At 67.9% G+C, this 7,613-nt stretch carries 7 protein-coding genes and 1 pseudogene; all 8 read left to right on the forward strand.

Features of this window, described 5'->3' with window-relative positions:
* Positions 1–35: 35 nt before the first annotated feature.
* On the forward strand, positions 36–1,385 hold the full coding sequence (locus VGF12_RS02140; RefSeq protein WP_331174402.1) for an MATE family efflux transporter: 1,350 nt from the start codon (positions 36–38) through the stop codon (positions 1,383–1,385).
* 78 nt (positions 1,386–1,463) lie between these two features.
* Positions 1,464–2,441 carry a BMP family ABC transporter substrate-binding protein gene (locus VGF12_RS02145; RefSeq protein ID WP_331174403.1) on the forward strand — a complete coding sequence of 326 codons (978 nt, stop codon included), beginning with the start codon at positions 1,464–1,466 and terminating at the stop codon, positions 2,439–2,441.
* A 5-nt stretch (positions 2,442–2,446) separates the two neighbouring features.
* A complete protein-coding gene (locus VGF12_RS02150) occupies positions 2,447–3,979 on the forward strand; it encodes an ABC transporter ATP-binding protein (protein WP_331174404.1) in 1,533 nt (510 codons plus the stop codon).
* Positions 3,976–5,079 (forward strand): ABC transporter permease, encoded by a 1,104-nt coding sequence (locus tag VGF12_RS02155; protein WP_331174405.1) that lies wholly within the window; start codon positions 3,976–3,978, stop codon positions 5,077–5,079. Before VGF12_RS02150 ends, VGF12_RS02155 begins: the two co-directional genes overlap by 4 nt.
* Complete coding sequence (locus VGF12_RS02160; RefSeq protein ID WP_331174406.1) at positions 5,079–6,044, forward strand: ABC transporter permease; 966 nt, start codon at positions 5,079–5,081, stop codon at positions 6,042–6,044. The genes VGF12_RS02155 and VGF12_RS02160 overlap by 1 nt, the downstream gene beginning before the upstream one ends.
* 1 nt (position 6,045) lies before the next feature.
* The gene (gene cdd / locus VGF12_RS02165) at positions 6,046–6,462 is read left to right on the forward strand and encodes a cytidine deaminase (RefSeq protein ID WP_331174407.1); all 417 of its coding nucleotides are present in this window, start codon (positions 6,046–6,048) and stop codon (positions 6,460–6,462) included.
* Positions 6,463–6,470: 8 nt separating this feature from the next.
* Positions 6,471–7,307, forward strand: a complete 837-nt coding sequence (locus tag VGF12_RS02170; protein ID WP_331174408.1) for a purine-nucleoside phosphorylase — start codon at positions 6,471–6,473, stop codon at positions 7,305–7,307.
* Positions 7,304–7,613: pseudogene (locus VGF12_RS02175) on the forward strand (deoxyribose-phosphate aldolase); the annotation flags it as partial. The gene VGF12_RS02170 and the pseudogene VGF12_RS02175, both read left to right, overlap by 4 nt.

Below are 7,613 nucleotides of genomic sequence, written 5' to 3' on the forward strand. Positions count from 1 at the left end.
GTGACTTGTGTGAATCCCGGCCTTAGGACCTTGCCATGACGGCCCGGGTGGCTCGACCACGTCTGTTTCCGCTGACCTGGCCGCTGCTGCTCGAGCTGCTGCTGGGCATTGGCATCGGCGTCATAGGCACGGCACTGGCGGCCCGGCTGTCGGACGATAGCGGTGCCGCGTTCGGGCTGGCCAACCAGGTTTTCGCGGCCATCTTCGTGCTGTTCCGTGTCATCGGCGCGGGTGTCAGCGTGGCCGTGACCCAGGCCCTGGGGGCAGGCCGGCGCGACCAGGCGGATGCCGTTGCCCGCGCCGTCGTCGGCGCCAGCACCTGGCTGGGGGTGGGGGGGGCCGCCCTGGCGCTGCTGGCAGCCGGCCCGCTGTTGCACCTCGTCAACGCGCCATCCGAAGTGGCGCCGCTGGCCCGTGTCCTGCTGCAGGCGCTGGCTCCGGCCCTGCTGATCGACGCGATGAACGCAACGATGTCCAGCGTCATGCGAGCCCACCTGCGCAGCCGCGAGGCGCTGGTGGTGGTCATCGTCATCCAGATCGTTACGCTGGCCGTCGCACTGCTGGCCATGCCCTACCTGGGCCTGCCCGGCTACGGGCTGGCCTGCCTGTGCGGCCGCGGCACCGGCATGGTGCTGCACATCCTGCTATGGAAGAGCCGGCTGAACCTGCAACTGCGCGGGGAGGACTGGTGGCGGCTCAAGCGTGCGCCGCTGGCGACGGTGCTGCACATCGGCATTCCCGGCGCGGCCGAGAACATCTCCTGGCGGCTGGCCTTCATGACCAGCCTGGCTGCCGTCGCCCAGCTTGGCGCGCTGGCACTGGCCACGCATGCCTACACGATGCAATTTCTGCACGTGATCCTGATCTTCGGCCTGGCCATCGCGTTCGCGGTGGAAATCCTCGTGGGGCACATGATCGGGGCGGGCGAGCTGCACGCGGCCCACAAGCTCGTGCGCAAGGCCCTGGGGTTCGGCATCGTCGTCGCCCTGGTGGTGTCCAGCTGCTTCGCGCTGGCCGGGCCATGGCTGCTGAAGAAGTTCACGGCCGACCGGCACATCATCGAGCTGGGCAGCACACTGCTGTGGTGGACGGTGCTGGTGGAGCCGGGGCGCGTGTTCAACATGGTCGTCATCAACGCGCTGCGGGCCGCGGGCGATGCGCGCTATCCGGTGATAGCGGGCGCCGCGTCGATGGCGCTGGTGCTGGCCGGGGGCAGCTGGTTCCTGGGCGTACACCTGGGCTGGGGCCTGGTTGGAGTGTGGATTGCCTATGCTGCCGACGAGTGGATTCGGGGCCTCCTGATGTGGCGTCGTTGGGCGACACTCGGCTGGCTGCCTCACGCCCGCGCCTCGCATCGCAAGCTGCGTCTCGCCAGGCCCGGGTGAATCGGTATTTTCCTACCCAGTAGAACTTGAGGGATGTTTTCTACAATGCGCCCCTTTCGCCTTGCCCAAGCCAATCCCATGAAGTCTTCTCTGCCCCGCCTTGCCGCCCTGGCCCTGCTCGCCGGTTCCGCGCTGGCCCAGGCCCAGCAGCCCGCGGTGATCTTCGACATGGGCGGCAAGTTCGACAAATCCTTCAACCAGGCCGGCTACCAGGGCGCCGAGCGCTGGAAGAAGGAGTCCGGCAAGACCTATCTCGAATTCGAGATCAGCAACGACACCCAGCGCGTGCAGGCCATCCGCCGCATGGCCGAGCGGGGTGCCAGCCCCATCATCAGCATCGGCTTCGCCCAGGCGTCGGCGCTGCAGCAGGTGGCCAAGGACTTCCCGAAGACGCGGTTCGCCATCATTGACGCCAAGGTCGACATGCCCAACGTGCAATCGGTCCTGTTCAAGGAGCAGGAGGGCAGCTACCTGGTGGGGGCCATGGCTGCCCTGGTCAGCAAGACCGGTAAGGTCGGCTTCGTCGGTGGCATGGATATCCCGTTGATCCGGAAGTTCCAGTGTGGCTACGAGCAGGGCGCCAAGGCGACCAACGCCAAGATCGAGGTGTTCTCGAACATGACGGGCACGACGTCCTCCGCCTGGAATGACCCGACCCGCGGCGGCGAGCTGGCCAAGGCCCAGTTCGCAAAGGGTTCCGACGTGGTCTTCGCCGCCGCCGGCGGCACGGGCGTGGGCGTCTACCAGGCGGCCAAGGACGCCGGCAAGCTCGCCATCGGCGTGGACAGCAACCAGAACCACCTGCAGCCCGGCACCATGCTGACTTCCATGGTCAAGCGTGTGGACGTGGCCGTCTACAACGTGCTGAAGGGCTGGAAGCCCGGCGTGCAGGTGCTGGGCCTGAAGGAGGCCGGCGTGGACTACGCGGCCGACGAGCACAACGCCAAGCTGCTGACCCCCGCGCTGAAGACCAAGGTCGACTCCGTCAAGGCCGACATCATCGCCGGCAAGGTGAAGGTGGCGGACTACATGGCGGACAACGCTTGTAAGTTCTGAGCGGCATGGCGCCCGCCGTCCGCCTCCAGGCGATTTCCAAGCGCTTCGGCGCGGTCCAGGCCAACCGCGAGGTCAGTTTCGACATCGCGGCGGGCAGCGTGCATGGCCTCGTCGGCGAGAACGGGGCCGGCAAGAGCACGCTGATGGCCATCCTGTACGGCTACTACCACGCCGACTCGGGCCACATCGAGATCAACGGCCAGCAGGTCCACATCGCCAACTCGCAGCAGGCCATCCACCTGGGCATCGGCATGGTCCACCAGCACTTCATGCTGGTGGAGACGCTGACCTGCCTGGAGAACATCATGCTGGGCGCCGAAGGCGGCTTCTTCCTGACGCCCTCCAAGGCCAGGGTGAGGGCCAAGCTGGAGGCGCTGATGGCCGAAACCGGCCTGCAGGTCCACCTGGACGCCCTGGTGAGCGACCTGCCGGTGGGCGAGCTGCAGCGCCTAGAAATCCTGAAGGCGCTGTACCGCGGCGCCAAGATCCTGATCCTGGACGAGCCCACCGCGGTGCTGACACCGCAGGAGACCGACCAGCTCTTCATCACGCTGCGCAAGCTGCAGCAACTGGGCACCACGCTCATCCTCATCACGCACAAGCTCAAGGAAGTCATGAGCCTGTGCAGCGCCGTCACGGTGATGCGCCAGGGCCAGGTCGTCGAGACAAGGCCCATCGCACAGTGGAGCGAGGAGGCGCTGGCCGAGTCCATGGTGGGCCGCAAGGTCACGTTGGGGCGGCCCGAGGGCATGGAAGTGCATGCCGGCGAGGTGCGTCTGCAGGCCGCCGGTCTCAACCTGAAGCATGCCAACGGCGTGGCGGCCCTGAAGGATGTCGCCCTGACGCTGAGGGCCGGCGAGATCGTCGGCGTGGCCGGCGTGTCTGGCAACGGCCAGAGCGAACTGCTGGAGGTGCTGTCCGGCCTGCGGGCGCCCGAAGGCGGTCGAATGGAACTGGGCGGTCAGGTCTTCACGCCCGATGCCTGGCTGGACACAGCCCAGGCCCGTCCGCTGCGGCTGGCCCATGTGCCGGAAGACCGGCATGCGGTCGGCCTGGTCATGAGCTTTCCGGCCTGGGAGTCCGCCGTACTGGGCTACCAGGGCCTGCCCAAGTACCGCAAGGGCGCTTCCATGAACCATGCCGCGATGCGTGAGGCCACCAGGCAGATGCAGGAGCGTTTCGACGTGCGACCGCGCGACGAGAACCTGGGTTCCAGCAAGTTCTCCGGCGGCAACCAGCAGAAGCTGATCCTGGCCCGCGAGATCGGCGAGCAGCCGACCGTGCTGCTGGTCGGCCAGCCCACGCGCGGCGTCGACATCGGTGCCATCGAGTTCATCCACCACCAGTTGCGCGCGCTGCGTGACGCCGGCTGCGCGGTGTTGCTGGTCAGCAGCGAACTGGACGAGATCCTGGCGCTGGCAGACCGCGTCGTCGTCATGAACTGCGGCCGCATCACCGGCGAACTCGCCATCGAAGACTGCGACGAACGTCGCCTCGGCCTGCTGATGGCCGCGCAAGAAGAACGAGCCGCGGCATGAGCCAACCCCTGCAACTTCCTCGCTGGATCGACATCGGCCTGCTGCCGCTGTGGAACCTCGCCATCGCGCTGGTCGTGGCCGGCCTCGTCGTCATGCTCATCGGCCACAGCCCCTGGCAGGCGCTGACCGTGCTGCTGGACGGGGCGCTGGGTAGCGTGCGCGGCCTGGGCTATTCGCTTTACTACGCGACCACCTTCATCTTCACGGGCCTGGCGGTTGCCGTGGCCATCCACGCCGGACTGTTCAACATCGGCGGCGAAGGCCAGGCGACGCTGGGCGGCGTGGGCGTGGCTCTGGTGGCGTTGTGGCTGGGCGCCAAACTGCCGGCCATCGTCATGCTGCCGCTGTTGGTCGTCGCCGCGGCTGGCTTTGGCATGCTGTGGGCAGCGCTGCCGGCCTACCTGCAGGCCTGGCGCGGCAGCCACGTCGTCATCACGACCATCATGTTCAACTTCCTCGCCGCTGGCCTGAATGGCTATCTGCTGGTGAATTGGCTGCGCCCAGCCGACAGCATGGCGGTGGAGTCCGCCGAGTTCGCCGAGAGCGCCCGCATGCCGGCGCTGCACCAGATCGCCGCGGCGTTTGGTGTCGAGCTGCCGTCTTCGCCATTGAACCTCAGCCTCGTCATCGCGCTGGTGGCCTGCGTCTTCGTCGGCTGGTTCCTTTGGAGGAGCGCTGCCGGTTATGCCGTGCGTGCCGTCGGTAGCGCCCCGCGCGCGGCCCACTATGCCGGCATCCGCCCGCGCGCCCAGATCATGCTGGCCATGGCCATCTCCGGCGCGCTGGCCGGCATGGTCGGCATCAACGAGATCTCCGGCGTGCAGGGCAAGCTGACGCTGGACTTTGTCGCGGGCGCCGGCTTTACCGGCATTGCCGTGTCGCTGATGGGCCGCAACCACCCCTTCGGCATCGTGCTGGCCTCGCTGCTCTTCGGTGTGCTCTACCAGGGCGGCGTGGAAGTGTCGTTCGAGCTGCAGGGCTTCTCGCGCGAGATGGTTGTCACCGCCCAGGGCCTGATCGTGCTGTTCTCCGGCGCGATGGCCACCGTCAGTGCGCCGCTGTTCGCCCGCATCTACGCCAAGGTCAAGGGAGGCCGCTGATGGATGAAGTCCTGATCGCCTCGGTGCTCGCGTCCACGTTGCGCGTCAGCGCGCCGCTGCTGCTGTGCGCCATGGCTGGTGTGCTGTCCGAGCGCGCCGGCGTCATCGATCTGGGCCTGGAAGGCAAGATGCTGCTGGCGGCCTTCGCCGCGGCAGCCGCGGCCTCGGTCTCGCATTCCACCGCCTGGGGGCTGCTGGCGGCCATCGTGGTTGCCAGCTCCGCGTCGATGGTGCATGGGTTTGCCTGCGTGACGAACCGCGGCGATCAGGTCGTCTCCGGCGTGGCACTGAACATGATCGCCGCGGGCCTGACCGTCGTGCTGGGCATCGCCTGGTTCCAGCAGGGCGGCCAGACACCCCCGATCGAACCCGACGTGCGCCTGACGGCCGTCGCCCAGGGCTTCGCCGAGCCTCAGGCGGGGAACTGGTTCGCGTCAGTCTTGGGCCACGGTCTGCTGAGCCACAACGCGCTGGTCTACACGGCCTTCCTGATGGTCGCGGCGGTGTGGTTCTTCCTGGAGCGGACCCGCCCGGGCCTGCGCCTGCGCGCGGTCGGCGAGAACCCGGCCATGGTCGAGGCGGCCGGCATGTCCGTGCAGGGCCTGCGCTACCAGGCATTGCTGATGAACGGGGTGCTGTGCGGTCTGGCAGGTGCCTACCTGACGCTGGCGCAGAACGCCTCGTTCTCGCCCAACATGACGGCAGGCCGCGGCTACATCGCGCTGGCCGCCATGATCTTCGGCAAGTGGAAGCCGCTGCCCACGCTAGGCGCCTGCCTGCTGTTCGGCTTCCTGGACGCCGTGGCCATCCGCATGCAGGGCGTCGCGCTGCCGGGCATCGGCGAGGTGCCGGTCCAGTTGATCCAGGCGCTGCCCTATATCCTGACGGTCGTGCTGCTCGCCGGCTTCATCGGTTCTGCCGTCGCCCCCCAGGCCCTCGGTCGGCCGTATGTGAAGGAGCGCTGAGATGGAACTCTCCCAAGACCTGCTGGACCGCCTGCTCGCCGAGTCGTTGCGCGCCCGCGATTTCGCCCACGTGCCTTACTCCAAGTACAAGGTCGGCGTGGCCATCCTTGACGAGCAGGGCCGCATCCACATCGGCGCCAACATGGAGAACGCCTCCTACCCTCAGGGCTGGTGCGCTGAACCCTCGGCGCTGACGGCCATGATCATGGCCGGCGGCAAGCAGGCCAAGGTGGCACTGGTGACCGGCCCGGGCCCCGAGGTCATCACGCCCTGCGGCGGCTGCCGCCAGAAGCTCCGGGAGTTTTCCGTGCCCGAGGAGCTCATCGTCATTGCCGGCGACCCGGGCGGCATCCGCCAACGCTGGACCCTGGCCGAACTGCTGCCCCACAGCTTCGGGCCCAGTCATCTGAACTTCTGAGGTTTCCCATGATCGATAACAACAAGCTCGACGTCGCGATCACCGCGAGCGTCGACAAGCTGCAATCCCTGTTCGGCACGGCCCCCGAGGTTGCCGTCGTGCTGGGTTCCGGTTGGGCCGGTGCTGTCAGCCATGTGCAGGAGGCCAAGAACCTTCCTTACACGGAGTTGCCCGCGTTCCCTCAGCCCAAGGTGGAAGGCCACGTCAATGAGATCGTCGTGGGCCATATCGGCGGCCAGCGCGTCATCTTTCTGCGCGGCCGAGCCCACACCTACGAGAGCGGCGACTGCACTGGCATGGCCGGCGCGCTGCGCACGCTCAAGCGCTGGGGCGTGAAGCTGCTCCTGCAGACCAACGCTTCTGGTTCGCTGCGCGGCCACATGCCGCCAGGCAGCCTCATGCTGATCGCCGACCACATCAACGCACCGCAGCGCAGCCCGCTCGTCGGCGAGCAGGGCAGCCACCGCTTCGTCGACATGGTCAACGCCTACGACGCCGAGCTGCGCAAGCACGCGCTGGCCCTGGCCAAGCGCGAGAACCTGATGCTGGGCGAAGGTACCTACTGCTGGGCGCTGGGACCGCAGTTCGAGACGGCCGCCGAGATCCGCATGTTCGCCGCCTGGGGCGCCGATGCCGTCGGCATGAGCACCGTGCCCGAGACGATCCTGGCCCGCCACGCCGGCCTCAAGGTCATGGGTATCGCGCTGATGACCAACATGGCCGCTGGCCTGTCCGCCGAGGCGCTGACGCACGATCTGACGCTGAAACAGGCGCAGATGTCCGGCGAGAGGGCGGCGTCCTTCCTGGCCGCGCTGATTGCGAGCTTCAAGGACGTGACGCTGTGACTGCCGACCTGCAAGCCGCGGCCCGCACGGCGCTGGCCTGCCTGGATCTGACCAGCCTCAATGACGCCGACACGCCGGCGGACATCGCCGCGCTGTGCCAGCGCGCGCAGACAGCCCATGGCCCCGTGGCTGCGGTCTGCGTCTGGCCGCGCTTCGTCGCGCAGGCCCGAGCGGCACTGCCAGCCGTCATCAAGGTCGCGGCCGTGGCCGACTTCCCCGATGGCGCGCTTGACCTGCCGCGCGCGCTGGCTGACATCGCCGTGATCGCCCAGGCCGGCGGTGATGAGGTCGACGTGGTGCTGCCGT

The sequence above is a fragment of the Roseateles sp. genome, from assembly GCF_036404855.1.
Classification (GTDB): domain Bacteria; phylum Pseudomonadota; class Gammaproteobacteria; order Burkholderiales; family Burkholderiaceae_C; genus Pelomonas.